The organism is Streptomyces sp. NPDC051219, assembly GCF_040682335.1.
GTDB lineage: Bacteria > Actinomycetota > Actinomycetes > Streptomycetales > Streptomycetaceae > Streptomyces.
This window is the reverse complement of the sequence record NZ_JBFBAS010000002.1, coordinates 325,344-350,679: the sequence shown is the minus strand read 5'-3', so window position 1 is coordinate 350,679 and position 25,336 is coordinate 325,344. Positions and strand designations below refer to the sequence as shown.

Genomic DNA, 25,336 nt, shown 5'->3' with positions numbered 1-25,336 from the left:
CGTCCGCCCTCCCTGGCTACCCACTGTCAGTCCGGGATGGCAGGCTTGTCCCGTGACCGAGATTGACGCAAAGATCGATGCTCTCGTCCCCGCCTGGCTCCACCTGCCCGACATCGCGGAAATGCTCGATGTCGAGGTGACGCGCGTCCGGCAGCTGGTCAAGGAGGGCCAGCTGATCGCGGTGCGCCGTGGTGAGAACCGGGCGCTTCAGGTGCCCGCCGCCTTTGTCGACGGCAACAAGGTCGTCAAGGGCCTCGCGGGGACCCTGACGCTCCTGAGGGACGACGGCTACAGCGACGCAGAGATGCTGGAGTGGCTCTTCACCCCCGACCCGACCCTGCCGGGCACGCCCGCGCAGGCCCTGAGCGAGAATCGCGGCACGGAGGTGAAGCGCCGCGCCCAGGCGCTCGCCGTCTGACTGATCCGACACCCGCGGTGTGCGGGCCGGCCCCCGGTCCGTACACCGCCCGCCACGGGGGGAACGTCTCCATGTCCACCGCACGCGCACTGCTGTCCGACGCCCGGCTGTACCTGTGCACGGACGCGCGCAAGCGCCAGGGCGACCTTCCCCAGTTCCTCGACGCCGTGCTGTCCTCCGGCGTGGACATCGTGCAGTTGCGCGACAAGGGGATGGAGGCCGGCGAGGAGCTGGAACACCTCCAGGCCTTCGCCGACGCCTGCCGCCGGCACGGCAAGCTGCTCTCCGTGAACGACCGCGCCGACGTCGCCCACGCCGTCGGCTCCGAGGTGCTGCACCTGGGGCAGGGCGACCTCCCGGTCCCGGCCGCGCGCGCGATCCTCGGCCCCGACGTACTGATCGGCCGTTCCACGCACGCCGAGTCCGAGGTGGACGCGGCGGCCGCGGAGCCCGGCGTGGACTACTTCTGCACGGGCCCCTGCTGGCCCACCCCGACCAAGCCGGGGCGGTACGCGCCCGGTCTCGGCCTCGTGCGGTACGCGGCCTCGCTCCGCCAGGACCGGCCCTGGTTCGCGATCGGCGGGATCGACGCGGGGAACCTGGACGAGGTGCTGGACGCGGGCGCCCGGCGGGTCGTCGTCGTGCGGGCGATCACCGAGGCGGAGGACCCGGGCGCGGCGGCGGCGGAGCTCGCCAAGCGGGTCGCGGCGCGGAGCGCGTAGCCGTCTCACGTATGTCCAACAGGTGGACGGAAAGCCGACAAACCGTGCATATCAGCCTGAATTCTTGGGGCTGCGGGTGACCCTGGCTAACCTTCCCGTATGGCCCTAGGCACCGCTTCCACCAGGACGGACCGTGCACGCACAGTCCGTGACCTGCTTGCATCCGGCAAGCAGTCGTATTCCTTCGAGTTCGCAGCCCCCAAAACCGAGAAGGGTGAGCGGACGCTGTGGAATGCCATCCGCCGCATCGAGGCCGTCGCGCCGACCTTCGTCTCCGTGACATACGGAGCGGGCGGCACCTCACGTGAGGGCACGGTCCGCGCCACCGAACGCATCGCGACCGACACCACGCTCACCCCGGTCGCCCACCTCACCGCCGTCAACCACTCGCTCGCCGAACTGCGCAACGTCATCGGGCAGTACGCGGACGCCGGCATCCGGAACATGCTGGCGCTTCGAGGTGACCCGCCCGGTGACCCGCTGGGCGAGTGGGTGCCGCACCCGGAGGGTGTGACGTACGCCGCGGAACTGGTCCGGCTCATCAAGGAGTCGGGCGACTTCTGTGTGGGCGTCGCCGCCTACCCGGAGATGCACCCGCGGTCCACGGACTGGGACACGGACGTCCGCCACTTCGTGGACAAGTGCCGTGCCGGGGCTGATTTCGCCATCACGCAGATGTTCTTCTACGCCGAGGACTATCTGCGGCTGCGCGACCGAGTGGCCGCCGCGGGCTGCACGACGCCGATCATCCCGGAGATCATGCCGGTCACGAACGTCCGGCAGATCGAGCGGTTTGCCCAGCTCAGCAATGCCGCGTTCCCGCCCGAGCTCGCAGACAGGATCCTCGCTGTCAAGGACGACCCGGCCGCTGTACGCTCGGTCGGGATCGAGTACGCCACGGAGTTGTGCGCGCGGTTGATGGCGGAGGACATCCCCGGGCTTCACTTCATTACGCTCAACCACTCCACGGCGACGCTCGAAATCTACGAGAATCTGGGCCTGCACCAGCGGGCCTGACGGGCCGTGCCCAAGGGCAGCGGCCGTAGGAGAGGGGCGTACATGGGCTGGACGGTCCTCTACATCGCGTTCGGATTCGTCGCGCTGTGGCTGCTGGGAGAGGTGCTGCTGCAGTACAAGGCGCGGCTGCGCTGGCGGCTGCTCGCCTTCTTCGGCTTCCTCGGTGTCGTCGTCGGCGTGCTGCTGGCCTCCGTGATCGTCATCGGGGTCGGCGCCATCGCCTTCGCGATCGGCCAGACGTACGTCACGCTCTCCTTCCGCCGCGGTTTCTCGACGGGCTGGGCGATCGGCGGCAGTCCCGGGGCGAGCCGGCGGCGAAGGTCCGGCGGTGAACCCACCGCACGGCCAGAGCCCACGCTGGAGGTCTCGGACCTCGCCTACGAGCCGGTGCCCGGGGCCGGGCCCGCTCCGGAGGCGGAGCTCGGGGAGCCGGCGGACGTGTACGAGCCGCAGCCGCTGCCGGACGAGACCGGGCAGTACGGGATATACCGGGACTCGGCGTTCGCGACGGCCGCGCAGACCGAACAGGGCGGCTATGACGCCAACGCCTCGGCCTACGCCGGCTACTACGACCCGCACGGCCAGAACCAGGGGCAGGGCCAGAACCAGGACGCCTACCAGTACGACTACGGGACCGGCCAGCAGCAGTACGCCGCCTACTCCGACCCGTACATCGGAACCCAGCAGTACACCCCGTACGACTACGGCACGGGCCAGCAGCAGTACGCCGACCCGTACGCCCAGCAGCAGTACGGCGAGACCCCGCCGGGCGGCGTGTGGGTACCGCAGCAGCGTGACGGCGAGCAGCCGTACGCCGCAGGCGACGAGCAGAGCTACCCGTACCAGAACGGTCAGCACGACGACCGGACCGAGGGCCGGGACACGGGCGACTACAACGAGCAGTACCGGTACTGAGTCCGGGCCTCCGCGCCCCTACCGCGACCCGCGGAAGCCGCCCCCCTCCACGATCAGCCCGGCGACCAGCGCCCCCGACATCCCGGCATGCGCCAGCCCGCCGCCGGGGTGCGAGAAGCCGCCGGCGAAGAGCAGCCCCGGGAGGGGTGACCGGTTGTCGGCGGGCAGATAGTCGCCCCGCGCCCCCGCCAGTGCCGGCGACGGCACCTGGCGCAGACCCGTCTCCCGCAGGGTGTCGTCCGGGGTCCGCACCTCGTGCCACAGCAGCCGCTCGCTCAGGCCGGGCACGGCCGCGGCCGCCACCTGAAGGACCTGGTCCGCGAAGCGCCCGGTCACATGAGGATCGCTCCACAGGCTGTCCACAGACCGCAGGTGGCCGGCCGGGACGACAGTGGTCAGCGTGACCGACTCGTGCCCCTCGGGGTGGAGGGTGGGATCGTCCGGGCGCAGCACCGTCACCGTCGGACGCCCGTACAAGCGGCCGTCGAAGACCGCGCCCAGTTCAGCGGAACGGTCGGCCGAGTGCACCACGGTGCGGTGTACCGCCTCCTCGGGCCGGCGCCCACGCAGGGCCAGGCACATCACGAACCTGCCGGTCGCGGGGCCCGCCTGCCAGTGGGGCCATTCGTCGGAGGACTCCCAGGCCAGTACATGATCCTTGTACAGGGCAGGGACGGGAGCGCCCGAGACGACGAAGTCCGCCTCGGCAACCGCTGCTGTACCCCCGGCCAGTTCCACGCCCGCCGCACGGCCGTCCTTCTCCCGGACGCCCGTCACCTCGGTGCCGAACGCGAATTCGACCCCGCGGGCCAGGCAGCGCTCGTACACCGCCTGCGCCAGCGCCCGGATGCCGCCGCGTACGTACCAACTGCCGAAGGTGTGCTCCATGTACGGGAGCACCGCCGCCGCGGCCGGCGTGCCGCGCGGATCGAGGCCGTACGCCAGCACACTGCTCTCCAGGACCGCCACCAGCCGGGGATCACCCAGCTCGCGGTGCGCCACTTCGGCGAGCGTCGGCGGACGCCGCCGCAGCAGCCCGCTCCCGCGCACCGCCGGATACGGATCACGGCCCAGCGCATGCCGGTCCGTTCGCAGCGGCTCCTCCAGGAGCGGCCTGCGGGTCGCGTCCCAGGCGTCCCGCGCGCGGCCCAGGCAGGCACTCCAGCGCTCCCCGGCGCCCGCGCCCAGCGCCTCGTCCAGCGCGGAAACGACACCTCCGCGCGATGCGTTGGGCAACAACACCTCCGTGCCGTCGGCGAAGACGTGCCGGCAGGCCGGATCCACCTGAGTCAGCTCCACGCACCGCTCCAGCGGCTCCTTGCCCGTCTTGACGAACAAGTCGCGGTAGACGGCGGGCAGATGGAGCAGCCCGGGCCCGGTGTCGAACGCGAAGCCCTCCCGCTCGAACCGGCCGACCGAGCCGCCGTAGGTGCCGGAGCGCTCGTACACCGTCACCCGGTGGCCTGCCACGGCCAGCCGGGCGGCCGCCGCCATCGCGCCCATCCCGGCGCCGATCACCGCAATACGTGCCATGTAAGCGACCCTATCGGCCGCCCCCGACAGTTCAGCCGGGTGGCCACGAGCTGCCGGCCGCGAGCCGTTTCTCCTCGCGCCGCTGCGCTCGGCGGCGCAGGAAGCGGCGGATCCGGGACGCGAGGAAGACCAGTATCACGATGCCCAGCAGGAGCAGAACGCCTGCGATGATCGCCGCTGCCTCCGGGTTGAATATCGCGAACGTGATGATCCCGGCGACGCCGAGGTCCTCGGCCGTACTCATCAGGAAGTTGCTCGCGGGTTCGGGCGAGGTGTTGATCGCCATCCGCGTACCGGCTTTGACGAAGTGGCTCAGCAGCGCGGTCGAGCCGCCCACCGCGCCGGCCGCCAGATCGGACAGGGAACCGCTCTGTCCGGCCAGGAGCGCGCCGACGACCGCACCGGACAGCGGCCGGATCACGGTGTGCACCGAGTCCCACGCCGAGTCCACGTACGGGATCTTGTCGGCGACGGCCTCGCACAGGAAGAGCACACCCGCGACGATCAGGACGTCGGTGCGCTGCAGCGACTCGGGCACCTCGTCGGAGAGGCCGGTCGCGCCGAAGACGCCGAGCAGGAGGACCACCGCGTAGGCGTTGATCCCGCTGGCCCAGCCGCTGGTGAAGACCAGGGGGAGTACGGACACGGACGTGATCGTAACCAGTTGGCGGTCGCCGGTCCTGAGGATGAGCACGTAGGACTGAGTATCCGTACCCAGTGACGGAGATGAGTAGCTGCGCGGATGGGTCCGGCCGGCGGGGACGGAAGAGTGGGGGCCACGGAAGGGGCGCGGCGCCGGCACCGCCGACACGGGGCGGCGGATACGGCGTGGCACCCCTGCCGGCCGGGGGGAAACATCCGGGCCGGCGGGGCTCGGGGGGATCGAGCCTCGCCGGCCCGGTGCCGTTTCCCGGACCGGACCGGCTACCCGCGCCCGCTCACCCGGCCGTGCAGCAGCCGCGAGAGCGCCGCGTGGACATCGTCGATCGACCGCTCCGGCTGGAACGCCTGCCAGTCGAGCGCCGCCACCAGCACCATCCCCACCAGCGCCGCGGCCGTCAGCGGGATGTCGACCTCCGAACTGAGCTCGCCGTTCTCGATGGCTTCCCGCAGCACGTTCTCGACGACGGCCACCGCCTGCCGCCGCACCACGAGGAGCGTGGACTGCCAGGCGCGGTTGGTGCGCCACAGTTCGGCGACGTACAGCTGGGTGAAGGCCGGATAGCGGTCGATGAAGACCAGCCCGGCCCGGATCATCGCGTCCAGTGCCTCGACCTTGCTGCCGCCGCGTTTCTCCGTCTCGTCGGCCGAGGCCTGGAGCGAGGCGGTGAGCAACCCGACACCGTGCGTCAGCAGCTCCTCGAACAGGACGGTCTTGCTCGCGAAGTTGTAATAGACGGTGCCCTTCGCGACCCCCGCCCGCTCGGCGATCTCGTCCACCGTCGTAGCGGAGAACCCCTGCTCGGCGATGAGCGTGACGGCCGCCTCGTAGAGCTTCTGCCGGGTGGCCTGCCGTCTGGTGCTGCTGCTGTCCATGAGGTCGATTCTCACAGGCTCAGCTCCGGGTGCAGGCGGTCGAGGGTCCAGACCTGCTTGCGCCGGGCCGTCCACGCGGTCAGCGCGAGTGCCCCGGCGGTGAAGCCGAGAAGCACCGCACAGCCCTGCCACACCGGTCCGAGGCCGCCGCCGGTGATGAGCCGGCGGAGCCCCTCGACCACGTAAGTCATGGGCAGGTAGGGGTGGATGGCATTGAAGAAGCCCGGACTCGTCTGCACGGGGTAGGTGCCGCCCGCCGACGTCAGCTGGAGCATCAGCACCGCCAGGACGAGGATTCGCCCGGCCGCTCCGAAGCGGGCGTTCAGCCACTGGACGATGGCGGCGAAGCAGCCTGTCACCACGACCAGGAAGCCCACCGTTCCGGCGGCCCGCTCCATCTGCAGGCCGAGCCCCCAGTGCAGTACGGACATCAGGGCTCCGACCTGGAGGACGCCGAGCGCCGCGACGGGCAGCCAGCCGGCGAGAGCGACGCGCCAGGCGGAGGCACCCGCCGCGAGCGCACGCCGGTTGAGTGGCTGAATCAGCATGTACGCCACCATGGCGCCCACCCAGAGCGAGAGCGGGATGAAGTACGGGGCGAAACCAGTGCCGTAGTTGGGAGCCTTGTGCAGGGACTGGGACGCGAGCTGCACGGGATCGGCCATGACCTCGGTGCGCTGGTCCCGCTCGCCCTTGTCGTAGTCGGGAATCCTGGCGGCTCCGTCGTGGAGACCGCCGGCCAGGTCGCCCGAGCCGCCGACGAGTTTGAACAGGCCGCCGTCCAGGCTGTTGGCACCCGTCGTGAGCCTGCCGATGCCGGAGTCGAGGTCGCTCGCGCCGGTCTTGGCGGTGGTCAGTCCGGTGTGCAGCTTGTCGGCGCCCTTGGCGACCTTCTTGGCGCCGGTGTTGAGCGCGTTGATCTTGGCGACCGCCGCGTCCAGATCCTCACCCAGGGTGGGTGCGCGGTCCGCGAGTGCCTGGGCCTGCTTCTGCAGTGTGGCCAGCTGGGCGTCGAGCTTGGCCATGTCGCCCTCGTAGCCCTGGACCACCTTGTTCACGCCCTTGGCGACCTTGGCCGAGTCGGCGGCGGCGTCCTTGGCCCGCTTCAGCTGGGAGCACGCCGGGTTGGGCACGAGCGCGTCCACGCAGAGGTCCGTGTGGACGGCGGCCAGATCGTCGGCGGCGTTGCGGGAGGCGGTCTCCGCGATCGGGGCGGCCTTCACGAACGTGCCGAGGTTGTTCCGGATCGCCTGCGAGGCGTCCGCCACCATCTGGGCGGTGTCGCCGATGGTCTTGTCGTTGTCCTTCAGGAACGGGCCCACCTTCGCCGCGGTCCCGTTGACCTTGTCCGCGAGCGTCTGGGTTCCGGCGGCCACCTCCTTCGCGCCCGACTCAAGGTCGCTGGCGCCAGTGTCGAGCTTCTTGATGCCGCCGGACAGCTTGCGGCTGCCCTCCTTGGCGTCACCCAGACCGGTCGCCAGGTCCTGCGAGCCCTTCTTGGCCTTGCCGATGCCGCTCTTGAGAGTGTCGGCCCCCTTGGCAGCCTTCTCGGTCGCGCCATGGATGTCGGAGAAGTTGATGAAGATCTTGTCGAGGAAGGAGCGGGAGGCGTTGGTCGAGGCGGCGGTCCGCACCTCGGAGAACACCGTGCGCGAGATCTGGCCGACGATGTAGTTGTTGGCGTCGTTCGTACGCACTTGCAGGGCGCCGGTCTCGGGGGAGTCGCCCGAGCTGGAGGCGATACGGCTGCTGAAGTCGGACGGCATGGTGAGGGAGAGGTAGTACGTTCCCTGCTCGACGCCTTCGCGGGCTTCGGCGGCGCTGACCTCGTGCCACTCGAAGACCTTGCTGTCGTGCAGTCCCTCGGTGATCTCGTCACCGGCCCTGATCTTCTTGCCGCCGGCGACGGCGCCCTTGTCGTCGTTGACGAGGGCGACGGGTATCCGGTCGAGGCGCCCGTACGGGTCCCAGAACGACCACAGGTAGAGCGCCCCGTACAGCAGCGGCAGCAGCAGGAGCGCCGCGAGCGCTGCTCGCGGCAGCTTGCCCCTGCCGAAGCGCTTCAGCTCAAGCGCGGCCAGTTTCGGCGATCGCATCCGCCGCCCCCTTCTCGTCGGTCTCGCCGGTCTTGTCGGTTGTCTCGTTCTCTGCGGTCTCTTCGGCCCCGTCGGGGTCCCCGGCCCTGTCGCTGTCCGCGGCGTCCGCGGTGCCTTCTCCCGGGTCGTGCGGAGCGGGCTCGTCGGCCTCGGGCCCGTCGGCCTCCGCTGCCTCTGCCGTCTCCGGCCGCTCCGCCGCCACCGTGGAGACCCGCACCGCGTCCTCGGGCGCTTCGCTGCACACGGCCACCACCGTCGTTCCGCCGGCGGCGACCGACCGCAGCAGTGCCCACGCCTCCTCGCGTTCCGAGTCGGAAAGCTTCATGTCCGCGTCGTCGACCGCAAGCAGCCGTGGGCCGCCGATCAGCGCGAGCGCCACGGACAGCCGCAGCGCTTCGAGCCGCTCCAGGTCGCGCACGGACGTACGGGGTCCTTTGGGCAGCGTCTCGAGATCCAGGCCGGCGGCCGCCAGCGCGGTGTCGACCCGGTTGCGGGCCTCGGCGGCCCGCTCGGCGCGCGGCCGCAGCAGCGCCCGTACCGAACCCCCGAACCGGCGCTGCAGAAGCGCGCGTTCACGAATGTGCTCGCCCACGGTGAGGGCAGGGTCCAGATCCGTGACGCCGGAGACGGGCCCCAGCGCACAGATCCGCCGTACGGCGGCCATCCGCTTCGGCAGTTGGTGGCCGCCGATCTCGGCCGCGCCCTCGGTGGGCCGCATCCGGCCTGTGAGCGCGAGCAGCAAGCAGGTGCGGCCGGAGCCCGAGGGGCCCTCGACGGCGATGAGCGACCCGGGGTGTGCGTCGAGACGCACACCCCGGAAGGCCCATCCGCGTGGGCCCTTCAGTCCGAAGTCCTCGGCCGTGACGGCTGCGCCGTGCGGGCTGTCCACGGACCCTCCCCATTTTTGAACTGACCGGTCAGTGCAAAAAGTACCACCGAACGCGCGAGCGAGGAAAAAGTCCTGGTCAGGGGTGATTGTCAGTGGGGGCCTCCACGATGGACACATACGGCCACAGAGCCGTCACACGACGACAGGAGGTTCGTCATGGCCAGTTCTTCCGCAGCCGCCGCCCGTCGGCGCCGCGCCACCGGCCCTGCACCCTCACTGACCGGTCCCGCGAGCGATGTCCACCCCGTGCTGCGCCGTGCCACCGCTCCGCCCGCAGCCCTCGACCTGCTTGCCCAGGCGCGTACCGGACTCGAAGAGGCCGCCGTCCTGGGCTTCCCGAACGAGCGCTACGCCACCGCCCACCTCGCGGCTCTGCGCACCGCCGCCGCCGTACTCGCCGCCCGCGGTCGCCCCGAGACCAGCCCGCGCCGGCGGCAGCGCATCCGAAGCGCCTGGGAGGTCCTCCCCGAAATAGCGCCGGAACTGACCGAGTGGAGTGCTCTGTTCGCCTCGGGAGCACAGCGCAGGGCCCGGGCCGAGGCGGGCATACGGGACGCGGCCAGCAGCCGCGACGCCGACGACCTGCTGCGCGACGCGGCCATGTTCCTGCGGCTGGTGGAGCGGATGCTGGTGCTCCAGCCGGTACTGCCGCAGCCACGCGCCGAGCGGCCTGACGCGGGGTGACCGGGCGGGCGGCGGCAGGCAATAGGGTGGAGTGCGCTGTTCACCGTTCGAGCCCCGCCGCCCGCGGCGGCACCGCGCCGAGGAGTCATCTGTCGTGTCGGACCGTACCCGCCCCCGCGCATCCCTCCGTACCGCCGTGGTGTGGGAGGTGCTCAAGGACGCTCTCGAGCGCAGGGTCAAGGCGACCGGGCGGGACGTGCTGGACGTTCTCGACACCGGCGGCGGCACGGGTAACTTCGCGGTGCCCGTCGCCGGGCTGGGCCACCGGGTCACGGTGGTGGACCCGAGCCCCAACGCGCTCTTCGGGCTTGAGCGCCGGGTCGCAGAGGCCGGAGTGGCGGACCGGGTCCGCGGGGTCCAGGGTGATGTGCAGGGGCTGCTCGACGTGGTCGAGAGCGAGGGGTACGACGTGGTGCTCTGCCACGGTGTCCTCGAGTACGTGGACAATCCCGCCGAGGGCGTGCGGAACGTGGTCTCGGCCCTTCGCCCCTCCGGCACCCTCAGCCTGCTCGCCGCGGGTCTGGGCGGCGCCGTACTGGCCCGGGCACTGGCGGGTCACTTCACCGACGCACGGCAGGCGCTCAGCGATCCGGCCGGCCGCTGGGGCGAAGGTGACCCCGTGCCCCGGCGGTTCACCACTGAGCAGCTCACGGGGCTGGTCGGCGACGCCGGTCTGGAGGTCGGGGCTGTTCATGGCGTAAGGGTTTTCGCGGACCTCGTTCCCGGCGTTCTGGTGGACACAGAGCCGGGCGCCGTGGACGCGCTGCTGAAGCTGGAGATGGCCGCGGCGGAGCTGCCGGCCTTCCATTCCGTCGCCACCCAGCTGCACGTTCTCGGGGAGAAGCGCGGCTGATCAGGGGCGCAGTCGCGGATGGAGTACGCCACAGGCCCCCCGATCGGCCGTCCCGCGCCGTATGATCGGGGGACACCGTCCGGCATGACGGATCGGAGGTTGGGGAATCAACGCCTCAGCAGCCGAATCGCTGTGACGTCCGGTTTGGCGAATTGGCGTAGAGGGGCGGGTTTCACGGGGGCGATTCCCTGCCTATCCTGAAGGGGACCCCCCGGTCGCTCCCCGCGACCGACGGATGAGGAGGACTCCCGTGCCGCTCTCGGAGCACGAGCAGCGAATGCTCGAGCAGATGGAGCGAGCGCTGTACGCCGAAGATCCCAAGTTCGCGACAGCGCTTGAGGGAAGCGGGCTGCGTACGTACACCCGGCGACGGGTCTACCAGGCAGTCGCAGGCTTCCTGGTGGGTATCGCGCTCCTCATGGCCGGAATGGTCGCACAGCAGATCTGGGTCAGCGTGGTGGGGTTCCTCGTCATGCTCGGTTGCGCGGTGCTTGCGGTCACGGGCTGGCGGAAAGCGCCCAAGCCCGGTGAACAACCGCAGTCCGGCGCGAGTGCGCCGGGTGGCACGGCCACACGCCGACAGGCCCGGCAGCGCCGCTCGATGATGAACCGCATCGAGGAGCGGTGGCAGCGCCGCCGCGACGAAGGCCACTAGCAGTGCGCGCCAGTCACAGAGACTGATCAGACGGGCGAGAGCCCGGGATGTGGGTGAGGGGAGACCGCCTTCGGGCGGTCTCCCCTCACCCACATCCGTACGCGGGGAGTGTGCGGCCTTCTCATGCCGGGGTTCCCGCCTGACCACCGTACCGGCCCCCTGGGGACTTCTTCCGGACCATGCGCGGCCCGCGCCGCCCGCCCGCGCCGCCCGCCCGCGCCGCCCGACACAGGACGCCGCGGGCAGATCCTCGAAGATCGTCCTAGCCCCGCTGCCGCAGAGGCCGTCGGGCGCTCGCCGTCCACCGCTCGACGCGCCGGCCGGCGTCGGCCAGACGGCCGGCGACTCCGGCCCACTGCTCGGAGAGCACCCAGGCCACCCGGACAGCCGAACGGGGCGCCAGCAGGGCCCGCAGACGCGTCCACCGGCTCAGCCCGGCCCAGAGGCCCGCGCGCACCCGGCGCACATCGTCCCCCAGACCCACGACAGGCCGAGGCGCGGGTGCGTAGAGCACCTGCTCGACGGCGCCGGCGACACGGTGGACCGCCTCGGCGGCCTGCGTGTCCAGCCGGCCGGCTTTGACGATCCGTGCCGCAGCCTTCCGTGGCGACTGCGAGTCGTCGGGCAGGATGCCGATGTCCCACGCGGAGTCGTTGACCTCCTGCCAGGCAGCCAGGGTCCTAGCGGCCGCGTCCGCCGGGGCACGCCCGTCGGAGCCGCCCAGCCGTCGCGACCGCACCTGGATCCGCCACAGCATGGGCAGCAGCGGAATCAGCAATGCCAGCAACACCAGGGGGACGGCCCACAGCAGGGTGAGGAACAGCCCCGTCCACCCGGAGTCGGTCGGCCCGCCTCCGCCCAGGGCCTGGTCCGGGCCGCACTCCTGCTGCCGCTGCAACTGCGGGGGGCAGTTGTCCGACACCGAGGGGGCGGCCGACGGCGCGGCCGACTCGCGGGGCGTGTCCGTGGCCGGACTGGAGGGCTGTCCGGACGGGGTCTGGGGACGCGTGTAGTCCGGCGTGCTGCCGCGCGACGGCGTCGGCTCGAAGCGGGTCCAGCCCACTCCCTCGAAGTACAGCTCGGGCCACGCGTGCGCGTCCCTCAGGCCCACGGACATGCTGCCGTCCGAACCCGCAGTGCCGGGCGTGAAGCCCACCGAGACACGGGCCGGAATTCCCAGCGTCCTGGCCATCGCCGCCATCGAGAAGGAGAAGTGGACGCAGAACCCTTCTTTCTGCTTCAGGAAGTTGACGATCGCGGTCGAGCCCGTGCCGGACCGGACCTTGGTGTTGTACGTGAAGCCGCCGTTGGACGCGAACCAGTCCTGGAGCTTCACCGCCTTGCCGTAGTCGTCCGAGGCACCCCTGGTGACATTGAGCGCGGTGCTCTTGACGATCGCCGGCAGCGACTCGGGAACCTTGGTGTACTGCCGCTGCAACTCGGCCGGCGGCCGGGCGGCCTCCGCCAATTGCTGCGCCGTGGGCCGTACGACCAGATTCTTGACCGTGTACTGCACTCCCCGCGTCGACTGCCCGCGGTCGCCCACCAGGGTCCGGCCGGACGGCTCGAACCGCCAGCGCCCCTTGATGTCCACGTCCGAGGCCGGATAGGGCATCGGCAGGTACGTCTGCCCGTACCAGCCTGCCGCCGAGATGCTGCTCGTGACCTCGGTGGTGGCGACCGAGCGGCTCAGCCCCGGCGGATTCGGCAGCCCGTCCGGCACGTCGGTCAGCCGGCGCGTCGACGTCTTCCATTCGGTGCCGTCGAACTGGTCGAGCGCCACGATCCGGATGTACTGGTCCTGCACACGCTCGGCGTTCGTCCGGTACCGCAGCACCTCGCGGTCCTCGGGAGTGTTGAGGCTGTTCTGCAGCGAGACCAGCGGGTTCACCGCAGAAATGGTGCCGCCGGACCCAGACCCGGCCCCGTCGCCCGTGCCGTCCAGCAGACCGCCGTCCAGCGCGGGCAGGGCGGCCGGCACGACCAGCGCGATGCCGAGGGCGACCGCGCCGATCCGCCGGCCCGTGCGCACCGGGGCCAGTGCGGCGCCGCCGCCCGACTCGAGCCCGGCCGCGACCCGGCCCGGTGCGCGAGCCGCGCCGCCGAAGACCCGCCCCCACTGGGAGAGCCGGTCCCGGCCCTCGGCCAGGAGCAGCAGCAGATAGCCGGCGGCCGCCAGCACGAACCACAGCCAGCTCGCGCCGCCCTGCGTCAGCCCCGCCGCGACCGAGTACAGCGCCAGCAGCGGCAGCCCCGCCGGGGCGGCGCTGCGGAAGGTCACGGCGATCGCGTCGACCAGCAGGCCGATGAGCAGCACCCCGCCGACGAGCATCAGCCGGATGCCATCGGTCACCGGCGCCGGTGTCGCGTACCGCCCGACATCGTCCGCGCCCGACGTCAGCAGGTTCCCGAAGGCCTGGAACGCGTCCGGACCGGGCAGCACCCCGATGACGGCCCGGTCCCCGACGAAGATCACGGTGAGCAGCAGCAGGCTCACCAGCCCCTGGGCGGCGACCGTCAGGAACCGGGCCAGCGGAACCCGCCTGGCCAGGGCGCCCACGCCGCTCTGCACCGCCACCAGGAAACCCGCCTGGATGATCCAGGTCGCCGGGTGCACCAGCGGCAGCAGCGCGCAGGACGCCAGCACGGTGGCGGCAAAGGCGCACAGCGCCAGCCTCGTGCGACCGCTCATGACCATCCCCCCGACGTACCCGTGAGGCCGCCGGTCGGGGCCTTGGACTGCGCCGCCGAGCCTGCCTGGCGCCACATGTCCGAGAAAGACACCCCGGGAGGCACCGAGACGGCCGTCCAGCCCGCCTCCCGCAGCAGTCGCAGCCGCTCTTCGACCGGCCCGGACACCGCCGCGGCGGGGCCGTGCATCCAGCTCTCGCTGTCCAGTACGAAGGCGACCGCGCCCCCGCTGCGCTGCCGCATTCTGGCCGCCATGGCCGCCTGCTCCTCGTCCAGATCGCCGAAGAAGGCGACCAGCAGTCCTTCGTTGCCGCTTCGGATGACGTCGTACGCCCGTGAGAGACCCGCGCCGTCGGACTGGTCGATGACGGCGAGGGTGTCCATCATCAGGCCGGCCGCGTCGGCCGACTCCTGGGTGGCACCGGCGAAACCGCCGGACCCCTCGCTCGGCACCGAATTGCCGGTGTCGGTCAACAGCCGGACCGAGAAACCCCGTTCGAGCATGTGGACCAGGACGGAAGCTGCCCCGGACACAGCCCATTCGAAGGCCGAGTCCGGTCCCGCGCCCTGGTGCGCGATCTCGCGGGTGTCCAGCATGACCGTGCAGCGCGAGCGCTGGGGCTGCTCCTCACGACGCACCATCAGTTCGCCGTAGCGCGCGGTGGACCGCCAGTGGACCCGGCGCAGATCGTCGCCGTGCCGGTATCCGCGCGGGATCACGTCGTCCTCGCCGGCCAGCGCCAGCGAGCGCTGCCTGCCCTCGCCGTACCCCGAGGACTCTCCCGCAAGCTTCACAGGGGGCAGCGGCTCGGTCCGCGGGATCACGGTCAGATTGTCGTACGCGCTGAACGACCGGGTCAGCTCGCACATGCCGAACGGATCCGTGAGCCGCAGCTGAAGCGGACCCAGCGGATAGCGCCCGCGCAGGTCGGACCGCACCCGGTACGACACCTCCCGCCGGCCGCCGGCCTCCACCCGGTCCAGTACGAATCGGGGCCGCGGCCCGAGGACGTACGGCACCCGGTCCTGGAGCATCAGCAGCCCCGTGGGCAGCCGGGAGACGTTGTCCATGCGCAGGTGCACCCGCGCCTCGGAGCCCGCGGGCACCCGGCACGGGGAGAGCCGCCTGCTGCCGGAGACCCGGTACCGGGTGCGGTGCAGGACGTAGGCGCAGAGCAGCGGCAGCACCGCCAGGAACAGCCCGACCCGGAGCAGGTCGCTCTGGCCCAGTACGTACGCGCAGATCGCCGCGGCAACGCCCGCGGCGAGGAAGGAGCGTCCTCGCGTGGTCAGTCCGGTGAGCGCCGCACGCAGACCGCCCTTGTCCTCGTCCGCCCGGGCCGCGGGCCCGCCGGCCGCCATCAGAAGCCCCGGGAGCCTGGCGGCTGCTGGCCGTACGCCGGAGCGGCGGCCCGCGGTGCGGCCGCCGCGGGCGGCTGGGTGCCCCGCGCGGAAGCAGTCGGAACGGGAGTGCGCTGCAGGATCTCGGCGACGACCTGTTCGGCGGTGCGGCGGTTCAGCTGGGCCTGCGCGGTCGGCAGCAGCCGGTGTGCGAGCACCGGCGCGGCCAGCTCCTGCACGTCGTCGGGCAGGACGTAGTCCCGCCCGCTCAGCGCGGCGGAGGCCTTGGTCGCACGCAGCAGATGCAGGGTCGCGCGCGGCGAGGCCCCGAGTCTGAGGTCCGGGTGGGTGCGCGTCGCGGAGACGAGGTCCACCACATACCGGCGGATCGGCTCGGCGACGTACACCTCGCGCACCGCCTCGATCAGCTTGACCATGTCGTGCGCGTGCGCCACGGCCTGCAGATCGTCCAGCGGCGAGACCCCGCCGTGCACATCGAGCATCTGCAGCTCGGCCTCGGCGCTGGGATAGCCGACCGAGACACGGGCCATGAAGCGGTCACGCTGCGCCTCGGGGAGGGGATACGTACCCTCCATCTCCACGGGGTTCTGCGTGGCGACCACCATGAACGGAGTCGGCAGCTCGTACGTCTGCCCGTCGATGGTGACCTGGCGCTCCTCCATCGACTCCAGCAGCGCGGACTGCGTCTTGGGCGAAGCCCGGTTGATCTCGTCGCCGATCACGATCTGGGCGAAGATCGCGCCGGGCTTGAACTCGAAGTCGCGCCGCTGCTGGTCGTAGATGCTCACACCGGTGATGTCCGAAGGCAGCAGGTCAGGTGTGAACTGGATGCGCTGTGCCGAGCAGTCGATCGACCGCGCGAGCGCTTTGGCGAGCATGGTCTTGCCCACGCCCGGGACGTCTTCGATGAGCAGATGGCCTTCGGCCAGCAGCACAGTCAGCGAAAGCCGTACGACCTCCGGCTTGCCCTCGATCACACCCTCCACCGACCTGCGGACACGCTCCGCTGTGGTGGTCAGATCAGTGAGGCTCGCTCGATCGTCATAGGTCGTCACCCGGCCCTCCTCGGCCCTTTCCGGGGCCGACGCCATCACGAGCGACCGGCCCACCGCGAAACACGGACACACCCCCGGACGGTTCCGAGGGGGTGCCCCACCCCGCATTGTTGTTGCCGTTACCGCTTCGTGTCACTCGGCTGTGGATAAGTGAGTGGGTTATGTCGGGGGTTGCGCTCTTTTTCGCTGCTCAGCTGTTGCCGAGATGTTGCTCAGCCGGCCGGTCGATCTCCCTCAGCAGCCCCGTGGTCACGTCGAAGACGAAGCCGCGGACGTCGTCGGTGTGCGGCAGGAACGGTGAGGTGCGTACGCGCTGCATCGACTGGCGAACGTCCTGTTCCACATCGCGGAAGGCCTCTACTGCCCAGGCCGGCCGCTGGCCGACCTCGTCCTCCAGCTCGTGACGGAAGTCCTCGGTCAGGCTCTCGAGGCCGCAGTTCGTGTGGTGGATCAGGATCACGCTGCGGGTGCCCAGCGCGCGCTGGCTGATGGTGAGGGACCGGATGGTGTCGTCGGTGACCACACCGCCCGCGTTGCGGATGGTGTGACAGTCCCCGAGCTCGAGCCCGAGGGCGGCGTGCAGGTCGAGGCGCGCGTCCATACAGGCGACGACGGCGACCTTGAGCACGGGGTGCGCGTCCATGCCCGGGTCGCGGAACGCGGATGCGTAGCGCCGGTTTGCCTCGACGAGCCGGTCGGTGACGGTGCCGCCGGTGCGGGCGTTATCGGCGGACCCGGCGGGGAGCGATGCGGAAGTCGACATGAGTATGACGGTAGTGGTCACGAGGGGTCCCGGCCCGCTGTGAGGAGGGACAAAGAACGTCAACCAGGCTTGTTGTGAGCTAACCCACAGGGGGGTAATCACCCCGCTCATCCGGGTGATCTGTTCCGTTTGCGGCTCAGCCGGATGCATGCTTCGCGACGCGCAGGTCGGTTGATTGACCGGGAGGTCGCGTGGACTAAAGTGACGCGGAGTGGGAGGCGAGACGCGCTCCTTTCCGCTTCACACTGACCAGGTACTCCCGAGTACCTCCGAAACATCCCCCGCGTGCGCGGCGCGTACGTACGGCTCGGCCTCCTCCCGCTCCCGGCCGGCCGGCGCCCCTTCCCCGGTGCCGGCGGACCGTTCCCCTTTGGAGCGGGCGGGGACCCGGCAGTGCGTACGGCCGCGCCGGTACCTGAGAGGGCGCATGAGCAGCCAGAGCCGACACGTCCCGGTGATGCTCCAGCGGTGCCTGGACCTGTTGGCACCGGCTCTGGACCGGCCGGGGGCGGTCGTCGTCGACTGCACTCTAGGCCTCGGCGGGCACAGCGAGGCCCTGCTCACCGCCTTCCCCGAGGCCCGGCTGATCGCCCTGGACCGGGACAAGGAGGCGCTGCGCCTCTCCGGCGAACGGCTCGGGCCCTTCGGTGACCGGGCCACTCTGGTGCACGCCGTCTACGACGAGCTGCCCGAGGTCCTCGACCGGCTCGGCACCCCCCGTGTGGACGGCATCCTCTTCGACCTCGGCGTCTCCTCGATGCAGCTCGACGAGGCCGGCCGCGGCTTCGCGTACGCCCAGGACGCCCCGCTGGACATGCGCATGGACCAGACGACGGGGGTCAGCGCCGCCGAGGTGCTGAACACCTATCCGCCGGGTGAGCTGGTCCGGATCCTGCGTGCGTACGGCGAGGAGAAGCAGGCCAAGCGGATCGTGAGCGCGGTCGTCCGCGAGCGGGAGAAGGAGCCGTTCAGCAACAGCGCCCGGCTGGTCGAGCTGATCCGCGAGTCGCTGCCGCAGGCGGCCAAGCGCACCGGCGGCAACCCGGCCAAGCGCACCTTCCAGGCTCTGCGTATCGAGGTCAACGGTGAGCTGACCGTCCTGGAGCGGGCGATCCCGGCCGCGGTGCAGGCGCTCGCCGTCGGCGGCCGCATCGCCGTCCTCTCCTACCACTCGCTCGAGGACCGGCTGGTCAAGCAGGTCTTCGCCGCCGGAGCCGCCAACACGGCGCCGCCCGGACTGCCGGTCGTACCCGAGCGCTACCAGCCGAAGCTCAAGCTCCTCACCCGTGGCGCGGAACTGCCGACCGAGGAGGAGGTCGCGGAGAACCGCCGCGCCGCACCCGCCCGGCTTCGCGGGGCGCAGCGCATTCGCGAGGAGGCCCTGTGAGCGTTCCGTCCGCACCGCATCGGGGGACTGTGTGAGGAAACCGCCCAAGCAACTGCGGGGCAGGGCAGCGAGGCTGGCCCGGCTGATGCCCTCGGGTTCCGCCACGGCAGCACGCACTCCGTTCGTGCTGCTCGTCGTGGTGCTGCTGGGCGGCGGACTCATCACCCTGCTGCTGTTGAACTCGGCGCTCAACCAGGGTTCGTTCCAGCTGAGCAGGCTGAAGAAGGAGACCACCGACCTCACCGACGCGCAGCAGGCACTGCAACGGGACGTCGACGCGTACTCCGCGCCCGACGCCCTCGCGCGGCGGGCCGAGGAGCTGGGCATGGTGCCCGGCGGAAACCCGGTCTTCCTCGACCCGGACGGGACAGTCCGGGGGCTGGTCGAGAAGGCCACGGCACTCCCGTCGCCGCTGTCCGCTCCCCAGGCGCCCTCGCAGGCCCCCTCCCCGTCGCTTCCGGCCACGCCGCCCGCATCCCCACCCGCGTCCGCCCCGGCGACGGGGACCCCGACCGTGACGCCGTCCGCCACCCCCGCGTCGGCACCCCGGCCCTGGTCCGCCGCCCCCGGCGGGGCGCCGTCCGCCGCCCCGCCGAGTACGTCCGCGCAGCCCACTCCGACACCCGGCAGGTGACGTCGTGACCGCCAAGGAACCCCCGCGCCGCCGGGTACCCGGCCCCTCCGCGCGCCCCGCGGCTCGCCGGCCCCGCCCGGCGGCCCCGTCCCGGACACCGCAGTCGATCAAGCTCGGCAGCCCCAGGCCGCGGCTCCGGCTGGTCAGTCTCGGGCTGACCATGGTCATGCTGGCCTTCGTCGTACGGCTGCTCCAGGTGCAGGCCGTCGACGCCTCCGCGTACGCCGCCAAGGCCGAGAAGAACCGGTACGCCAGCTACAAGCTGACCGCCGAACGCGGCGAGATCACCGATCGCCGCGGTGTCGCGCTCGCGACCAGCGTGGACGCGTACGACATCACCGCCGACCCGACGATGTTCACGAAGGAGGAGAGCAAGGTTCCGGACGCGCCCGAGCAGGCAGCCGCGCTCCTCGCGCCGATCCTCGGGCAGGACGCCAAGGCCGTGGCCGCGAAGCTGCGGACGCCGAAGACGAAGTACGTCGTGCTCGCCCGCCGCCAGACCCCGCAGACGTGGAACCAGATCAAGGACCTCAAGAGCGTCTTCGAGGACAAGGCCAGGGCCGACCGCGCCAGGGGCGGCCCCGGCGTCAACGCTCTGGCGGGCGTCTTCCAGGAGCCGAGCAGTAAACGCGTCTACCCCAACGGAGAGCTGGCAGCCGGGATACTGGGTTACGTCAACGCCGACGGGAAGGGCGCCGGCGGTCTCGAGTCCAAGCTGAACGAGGAACTCGCGGGCAAGGACGGCGAGATCACCTACGCGCAGTCCGGCGGCCGCCGGGTGCCGACGGTCAGCGCCCGCGAGAACCCCGCGGTCCCCGGCTCGGACATCGAGCTGACCATCGACCGCGACATCCAGTGGGCCGCCCAGAACGCCATCTCGAAGCAGGTCGCCGAATCCGCGGCCGACCGCGGCTACGTCATCGTCCAGGACACCCGCACCGGGGAGGTTCTGGCCATGGCCAACGCCCCCGGGTTCGACCCCAACGACCTCTCGGAGGCCAACGCGGCGGCCATGGGCAACGCCGCGCTCCAGGACGTGTACGAACCCGGCTCCACCAGCAAGGTCATGTCCATGGCCGCCGTGCTGGAGGAGGAGGCCGCCACACCCGGCACGCATGTCATCGTGCCGAACCGGCTGCACCGAGGCGACCGGCTGTTCAAGGACGACATCGATCACCCCACCTGGTACCTGACGCTCAACGGCGTACTCGCCAAGTCGAGCAACATCGGTACGATTCTGGCCACCGGGCAGCTGGGCAAGACTCAGGCGCAGGCCAACAAGGTGCTGCACTCCTACCTGCACAAGTTCGGGATCGGATCGCCCACCGGCCTCGGCTACCCGGGAGAGTCGCGGGGCATCCTCGCCGAGCCCGAGGACTGGTCCACCTCGCAGCAGTACACGATTCCGTTCGGCCAGGGACTGTCGCTCAACGCGATGCAGGCGGCATCGGTCTACTCGACCATCGCCAACGGCGGTGTACGCGTCGAGCCCACGCTGGTACGCGGCGCCAAGGGACCCGACGGCACGTTCGTCCCGGCCGCCGCTCCGAAGAAGACCCGGGTGGTCAGCGAGAAGACCGCCAAGACCCTGGCCGCCATGCTCGAATCGGTCGTCGACGACCGGGAGGGCACCGGCACCAAGGCGAAGATCCCCGGCTACCGGGTCGGCGGGAAGACCGGAACCTCCAACCGCGTGGATCCGGCCACCGGCCGGTACAAGGGCTACACCGCCTCGTTCGCCGGCTTCGCCCCGGCCGACGCCCCGCGCATCACCGTCTACTGCGCCATCCAGAACCCCACCAGGGGCAGCTACTTCGGCGGCCAGATCTGCGGACCCATCTACCAGCAGGTCATGGAGTTCGCGCTGAAGACTCTCCAAATCGCACCGACCGGCACGGCTCCCGCCGGGCTGCCGGTGACCTTCGCAGCCGGCGAGTGACGCAAGGGATCCACCAGTGACGACCACCACCCAGGACCCGGGGAACGACAGCACCCGGGGCCCCTCACTTCGCGACCGGCCGGGTACGCCCGGTACGCTCACCGCCGTGCCCCACGCTGATCAGTCCCCAACGCCCCAGAAGGAAGCCCCGGTGAACCACCCCGGAGCGCCTCGGCCCGCACAGGTCCGCCCGATCCCGCTCGGTGAGCTGGCCGGCCTGCTGGGCGTCGAGAACCCTGGCCCGGGAGAGGCCACCGGCATCACGCACGACTCGCGCGCGGTGCGCCCCGGTGACGTCTACGCGGCCCTGTCCGGGGCCCGGCTGCACGGCGCCGACTTCGCGGCCCAGGCCGCGGACCTCGGAGCCGCCGCCATCCTGACGGACCCGGCCGGCGCCGAACGCGCCGCCGCGACGGGCCTGCCGGTGTTCGTCGTGGAGGACCCGCGAGGCAGGATGGGCGAACTCGCCGCCGAGATCTACGGGCGGCCGGGGCGCGACCTGCTCCAGATCGGCATCACCGGTACCTCCGGCAAGACCACCACGGCGTACTTGATCGAGGGCGGTCTCAAGGCGGCCGGCGGTCTCACCGGTCTCATCGGCACGGTCGAGACGCGCATCGGGGAGGAGCGGATCAAGTCCGAGCGCACCACCCCCGAGGCCACCGACCTCCAGGCCCTGTTCGCCGTCATGCGCGAACGCGGTGTCCGGTCGGTCGCCATGGAGGTCTCCAGCCACGCGCTGGTGCTCGGCCGGGTTGACGGCTGCGTCTTCGACGTCGCGGTCTTCAACAACCTGAGCCCGGAGCACATGGAGTTCCACTCCGACATGGAGGACTACTTCCGGGCGAAGGCGCAGCTCTTCACCCCGGAGCGCAGCCGCGTCGCCGTGGTGAACTTCGACGACGAGTACGGCCGCAGGCTGGTCAAGGAGGCGACCGTGCCGGTCACCACCTTCTCCGCCGAGGGCCACCCGGACGCCGACTGGCGGGCCGGGGACGTCGAAGTCGGCCCGCGAGGCAGTACGTTCACCGCCATCGGCCCCAAGGGCGAGCGGATCAGGGCTTCCGCGCCGTTGCCCGGCCCGTTCAACGTGGCCAACACGCTCGCCGCGATCGTCACGCTCGCCGTCGCCGGGACCGACCCGCAGACCGCGGCCGACGGGGTCGCCGCCGTCACCGGTGTACCGGGCCGCCTCGAGCGCGTGGACGCCGGCCAGCCGTATCTCGCGGTCGTCGACTACGCACACAAGACGGACGCCGTCGAATCGGTCCTGCGCTCGCTGCGCAAGGTCACCGAGGGCAAGTTGCACGTCGTGCTCGGCTGCGGCGGCGACCGGGACAAGACCAAACGCGGCCCGATGGGCGCAGCCGCCGCCCGGCTCGCCGACACCGCCGTACTGACCTCCGACAACCCCCGCTCCGAGGACCCCCTCGCGATTCTCGCCGCGATGCTCGCCGGCGCAGCCGAGGTGCCGGTCCACGAACGCGGCGACGTCCTGGTCGACGCCGACCGTGCCGCCGCCATCGCCGCGGCCGTGGCCCGTGCCGAGGCCGGCGACACGGTCCTCGTCGCGGGCAAGGGACATGAGCAGGGCCAGGACATCGCCGGAGTGGTACGCCCCTTCGACGACCGCCAGGTGCTGCGCGCCGCGATCCTCGCCCATCGTCACGAGAACAGTCAGGGATGAAGCAGTGATCGCCCTCTCCCTCGCCGAGATCACCGAAATCGTCGGCGGGCAGTCGTACGACATACCGGACCCGCAGGTCCGGATCAGCGGACCGGTCGTTATCGACTCCCGCCAGGTGGAGGCCGGCGGCCTCTTCGCCGCCTTCGTGGGCGGTCAGGTCGACGGCCACGACTACGCACGGCGCGCCGTCGAGTCGGGCGCGGCAGCCGTACTGGCCGCCCGTCCCGTCGGCGTCCCCGCCATCGTGGTCGAGGACGTGGAGGTGGCGCTCGGCGCCCTGGCCCGGGCCGTCGTCGAACGCCTCGGCACCACCGTCGTCGGACTGACCGGCTCGGCGGGCAAGACCAGCACCAAGGACCTCATCGCGCAGCTGCTGCAGCGCCACGGCCCGACCGTATGGACGCCCGGCTCGCTCAACAACGAGATCGGGCTTCCGCTCACCGCGCTGCGCGCCACCGAGGACACCCAGCACCTCGTCCTGGAGATGGGCGCCCGCGGCATCGGCCACATCCGCTACCTCACCGGCCTGACACCGCCCAAGGTCGGCCTGGTGCTCAACGTCGGCACCGCGCACATCGGAGAGTTCGGCGGCCGGGAGCAGATCGCCGAGGCCAAGGGCGAACTGGTGGAGGAGCTGCCCGAGGACGGTCTCGCGGTACTCAACGCCGACGACCAGCTGGTCCGCGCCATGGCCTCCCGTACCAAGGCCCGTACGGTCCTCTTCGGAGAGGCCGAGGACGCCGACGTACGTGCCTCGAATGTCCGGCTCACGGCCCAGGGACAGCCGTCCTTCACGCTGCACACACCCACCGGGTGCAGCGACGTGACCTTGCGGCTGTACGGTGAGCACCACGTGTCCAACGCGCTCGCCGCGGCCGCCGTCGCCCATGAGCTGGGCATGCCCACCGACGAGATCGCACTGGCGCTCTCCGAGGCGGGCACGCTGTCCCGCTGGCGTATGGAGGTCACCGAGCGTCCGGACGGTGTGACGGTCGTCAACGATGCCTACAACGCGAACCCGGAATCCATGCGAGCAGCGCTCCGCGCGCTGGCCGCCATGGGGGAAGCGGCCAAGGCCGAAGGTGGCCGTACGTGGGCGGTGCTCGGCACGATGGCCGAGCTCGGTGGCGAGTCGCTCGCCGAGCACGACGCGGTCGGACGGCTCGCCGTCCGGCTCAACGTGAGCAAGCTCGTGGCAGTCGGGGGCAGGGAAGCGTCCTGGATCCAGCTGGGCGCATATAACGAGGGTTCGTGGGGTGAGGAGTCGGTGCACGTGTCCGACGCGCAGGCGGCGGTCGACCTGTTGCGCAGTCAACTGCGCAAGGGAGACGTCGTGCTGGTGAAGGCTTCCAGGTCGGTCGGTCTGGAGCGGGTCGCACTGGCGCTGCTCGACAGCGGTACCGAGGGTGAGGTCGCCGTCCGATGAGGCAGATCCTCTTTGCGGGAGTCATCGGGCTTTTCCTGACTCTCGTCGGTACCCCGCTGCTCATCAAGCTGCTCGCCCGCAAGGGCTACGGTCAGTTCATCCGGGACGACGGGCCGCGCAGCCACGGCAGCAAGAAGGGCACGCCCACCATGGGCGGTATCTCCTTCATCCTAGCCACGCTCATCGCGTACGCGCTGACGAAGGTGATCACCTCCAGTCAGCCGACGTACTCCGGGCTGCTCGTCCTCTTCCTGATGGCGGGCATGGGCCTGGTCGGCTTCCTCGACGACTACATCAAGATCGTCAAGCAGCGGTCGCTCGGTCTGCGGGCCAAGGCGAAGATGGCCGGACAGCTGATCGTCGGTATCGCCTTCGCGGTGCTGGCGCTGCAGTTCGCGGACGCCCGGGGCAATACCCCGGCCTCCACCAAGCTGTCGTTCGTCACGGACTTCGGCTGGTCGATCGGCCCGGTGCTGTTCGTGGTCTGGGCGCTGTTCATGATTCTCGCGATGTCGAACGGCGTGAACCTCACCGACGGCCTCGACGGTCTCGCCACCGGCGCCTCCGTCATGGTCTTCGGCGCGTACACCTTCATCGGCGTCTGGCAGTTCCAGGAGTCCTGCGCCAACGCACAGACCCTCACCAACCCCGATGCGTGTTTCGAGGTCCGCGATCCGCTCGACCTCGCGATCGTCGCCTCCGCCCTGATGGGCGCCTGCTTCGGCTTCCTGTGGTGGAACACCTCGCCGGCCAAAATCTTCATGGGTGACACCGGCTCGCTCGCCCTGGGCGGCGCGTTGGCGGGCCTCGCCATCAGCTCCCGCACGGAGCTGTTGCTCGCCCTCCTCGGCGGCCTGTTCGTGATGATCACCATGTCCGTGGTCATCCAGGTCGGCTCCTTCAAGCTCACTGGGAAGCGCGTCTTCCGTATGGCGCCACTGCAGCACCACTTCGAACTCAAGGGGTGGTCCGAAGTCCTTGTGGTGGTCCGCTTCTGGATCATCCAGGGCATGTGTGTGATCGTCGGACTGGGACTCTTCTACGCGGGCTGGGCGGCCGACAAGTGACCTGGCA

The 25,336-nt window shown here is 71.0% G+C and carries 22 protein-coding genes; 13 read left to right on the top strand and 9 right to left on the bottom strand.

Annotated features, from left to right (window positions below):
- Positions 1-52 precede the first annotated feature (52 nt).
- From AB0M62_RS04350 to AB0M62_RS04335, 4 genes are all read left to right on the top strand, one after another.
- On the top strand, positions 53-418 hold the full coding sequence (locus AB0M62_RS04350; RefSeq protein ID WP_366072576.1) for an Rv2175c family DNA-binding protein: 366 nt from the start codon (positions 53-55) through the stop codon (positions 416-418).
- Between the two features lie 71 nt (positions 419-489).
- Entirely contained in the window at positions 490-1,140 is a 651-nt protein-coding gene (gene thiE / locus AB0M62_RS04345) for a thiamine phosphate synthase (protein WP_366072574.1), read from the top strand.
- A 99-nt stretch (positions 1,141-1,239) separates the two neighbouring features.
- Positions 1,240-2,157, top strand: coding sequence for a methylenetetrahydrofolate reductase [NAD(P)H] (metF, locus tag AB0M62_RS04340; protein ID WP_366072573.1), 918 nt, complete (start codon positions 1,240-1,242; stop codon positions 2,155-2,157).
- A 42-nt stretch (positions 2,158-2,199) separates the two neighbouring features.
- Complete coding sequence (locus tag AB0M62_RS04335) at positions 2,200-3,072, top strand: hypothetical protein (protein ID WP_366072572.1); 873 nt, start codon at positions 2,200-2,202, stop codon at positions 3,070-3,072.
- Between the two features lie 18 nt (positions 3,073-3,090).
- Here the strand turns inward: AB0M62_RS04335 and AB0M62_RS04330 are convergent, their stop codons facing one another.
- From AB0M62_RS04330 to AB0M62_RS04310, 5 genes are all read right to left on the bottom strand, one after another.
- On the bottom strand, positions 3,091-4,605 hold the full coding sequence (locus AB0M62_RS04330) for an NAD(P)/FAD-dependent oxidoreductase (protein ID WP_366072571.1): 1,515 nt from the start codon (positions 4,603-4,605) through the stop codon (positions 3,091-3,093).
- Between the two features lie 31 nt (positions 4,606-4,636).
- Positions 4,637-5,251, bottom strand: a complete 615-nt coding sequence (locus tag AB0M62_RS04325; RefSeq protein ID WP_366072570.1) for a DUF4126 domain-containing protein — start codon at positions 5,249-5,251, stop codon at positions 4,637-4,639.
- Between the two features lie 278 nt (positions 5,252-5,529).
- Positions 5,530-6,141: a TetR/AcrR family transcriptional regulator gene (locus tag AB0M62_RS04320; protein WP_366072568.1), complete on the bottom strand. Its 612-nt coding sequence runs from the start codon at positions 6,139-6,141 to the stop codon at positions 5,530-5,532.
- A gap of 11 nt (positions 6,142-6,152) precedes the next feature.
- Positions 6,153-8,237 carry a YhgE/Pip domain-containing protein gene (locus AB0M62_RS04315; RefSeq protein WP_366072567.1) on the bottom strand — a complete coding sequence of 695 codons (2,085 nt, stop codon included), beginning with the start codon at positions 8,235-8,237 and terminating at the stop codon, positions 6,153-6,155.
- Entirely contained in the window at positions 8,209-9,126 is a 918-nt protein-coding gene (locus AB0M62_RS04310) for an ATP-binding cassette domain-containing protein (protein ID WP_366072566.1), read from the bottom strand. Before AB0M62_RS04310 ends, AB0M62_RS04315 begins: the two co-directional genes overlap by 29 nt.
- Before the next feature lie 156 nt (positions 9,127-9,282).
- Here AB0M62_RS04310 and AB0M62_RS04305 point away from each other — a divergent pair, with 156 nt between their 5' ends.
- The 3 genes from AB0M62_RS04305 (at position 9,283) to AB0M62_RS04295 (ending at position 11,318) form a co-directional block, all read left to right on the top strand.
- A complete protein-coding gene (locus AB0M62_RS04305) occupies positions 9,283-9,810 on the top strand; it encodes an SAV_6107 family HEPN domain-containing protein (RefSeq protein WP_366072565.1) in 528 nt (175 codons plus the stop codon).
- Between the two features lie 94 nt (positions 9,811-9,904).
- The gene (locus AB0M62_RS04300; protein ID WP_366072564.1) at positions 9,905-10,663 is read left to right on the top strand and encodes a methyltransferase; all 759 of its coding nucleotides are present in this window, start codon (positions 9,905-9,907) and stop codon (positions 10,661-10,663) included.
- 250 nt (positions 10,664-10,913) lie between these two features.
- On the top strand, positions 10,914-11,318 hold the full coding sequence (locus AB0M62_RS04295; protein WP_366072563.1) for a DUF3040 domain-containing protein: 405 nt from the start codon (positions 10,914-10,916) through the stop codon (positions 11,316-11,318).
- Positions 11,319-11,580: 262 nt separating this feature from the next.
- Here AB0M62_RS04295 and AB0M62_RS04290 read toward each other — a convergent pair whose 3' ends face one another.
- The 4 genes from AB0M62_RS04290 to AB0M62_RS04275 form a co-directional block, all read right to left on the bottom strand.
- A complete protein-coding gene (locus tag AB0M62_RS04290; protein WP_366072562.1) occupies positions 11,581-14,010 on the bottom strand; it encodes a DUF3488 and transglutaminase-like domain-containing protein in 2,430 nt (809 codons plus the stop codon).
- Positions 14,007-15,371, bottom strand: a complete 1,365-nt coding sequence (locus AB0M62_RS04285; protein ID WP_366072561.1) for a DUF58 domain-containing protein — start codon at positions 15,369-15,371, stop codon at positions 14,007-14,009. Before AB0M62_RS04285 ends, AB0M62_RS04290 begins: the two co-directional genes overlap by 4 nt.
- Complete coding sequence (locus AB0M62_RS04280; RefSeq protein ID WP_366072560.1) at positions 15,371-16,426, bottom strand: MoxR family ATPase; 1,056 nt, start codon at positions 16,424-16,426, stop codon at positions 15,371-15,373. The genes AB0M62_RS04285 and AB0M62_RS04280 overlap by 1 nt, the downstream gene beginning before the upstream one ends.
- A 190-nt stretch (positions 16,427-16,616) precedes the next feature.
- Positions 16,617-17,189 (bottom strand): carbonic anhydrase, encoded by a 573-nt coding sequence (locus AB0M62_RS04275; RefSeq protein WP_366072559.1) that lies wholly within the window; start codon positions 17,187-17,189, stop codon positions 16,617-16,619.
- 427 nt (positions 17,190-17,616) lie between these two features.
- On the opposite strand from AB0M62_RS04275, the gene rsmH reads away from it, so the two are divergent.
- From rsmH to mraY, 6 genes are all read left to right on the top strand, one after another.
- On the top strand, positions 17,617-18,576 hold the full coding sequence (gene rsmH / locus AB0M62_RS04270; RefSeq protein ID WP_366072558.1) for a 16S rRNA (cytosine(1402)-N(4))-methyltransferase RsmH: 960 nt from the start codon (positions 17,617-17,619) through the stop codon (positions 18,574-18,576).
- Positions 18,577-18,661: 85 nt separating this feature from the next.
- On the top strand, positions 18,662-19,210 hold the full coding sequence (locus AB0M62_RS04265) for a cell division protein FtsL (protein WP_366072690.1): 549 nt from the start codon (positions 18,662-18,664) through the stop codon (positions 19,208-19,210).
- A gap of 4 nt (positions 19,211-19,214) precedes the next feature.
- On the top strand, positions 19,215-21,149 hold the full coding sequence (locus tag AB0M62_RS04260; RefSeq protein WP_366072557.1) for a penicillin-binding protein 2: 1,935 nt from the start codon (positions 19,215-19,217) through the stop codon (positions 21,147-21,149).
- 16 nt (positions 21,150-21,165) lie between these two features.
- Positions 21,166-22,836 (top strand): UDP-N-acetylmuramoyl-L-alanyl-D-glutamate--2,6-diaminopimelate ligase, encoded by a 1,671-nt coding sequence (locus AB0M62_RS04255; protein ID WP_366072556.1) that lies wholly within the window; start codon positions 21,166-21,168, stop codon positions 22,834-22,836.
- A 4-nt stretch (positions 22,837-22,840) separates the two neighbouring features.
- The gene (gene murF / locus AB0M62_RS04250; protein ID WP_366072554.1) at positions 22,841-24,262 is read left to right on the top strand and encodes a UDP-N-acetylmuramoyl-tripeptide--D-alanyl-D-alanine ligase; all 1,422 of its coding nucleotides are present in this window, start codon (positions 22,841-22,843) and stop codon (positions 24,260-24,262) included.
- A complete protein-coding gene (mraY, locus tag AB0M62_RS04245) occupies positions 24,259-25,329 on the top strand; it encodes a phospho-N-acetylmuramoyl-pentapeptide-transferase (RefSeq protein ID WP_366072553.1) in 1,071 nt (356 codons plus the stop codon). The genes murF and mraY overlap by 4 nt, the downstream gene beginning before the upstream one ends.
- Positions 25,330-25,336 lie beyond the last annotated feature (7 nt).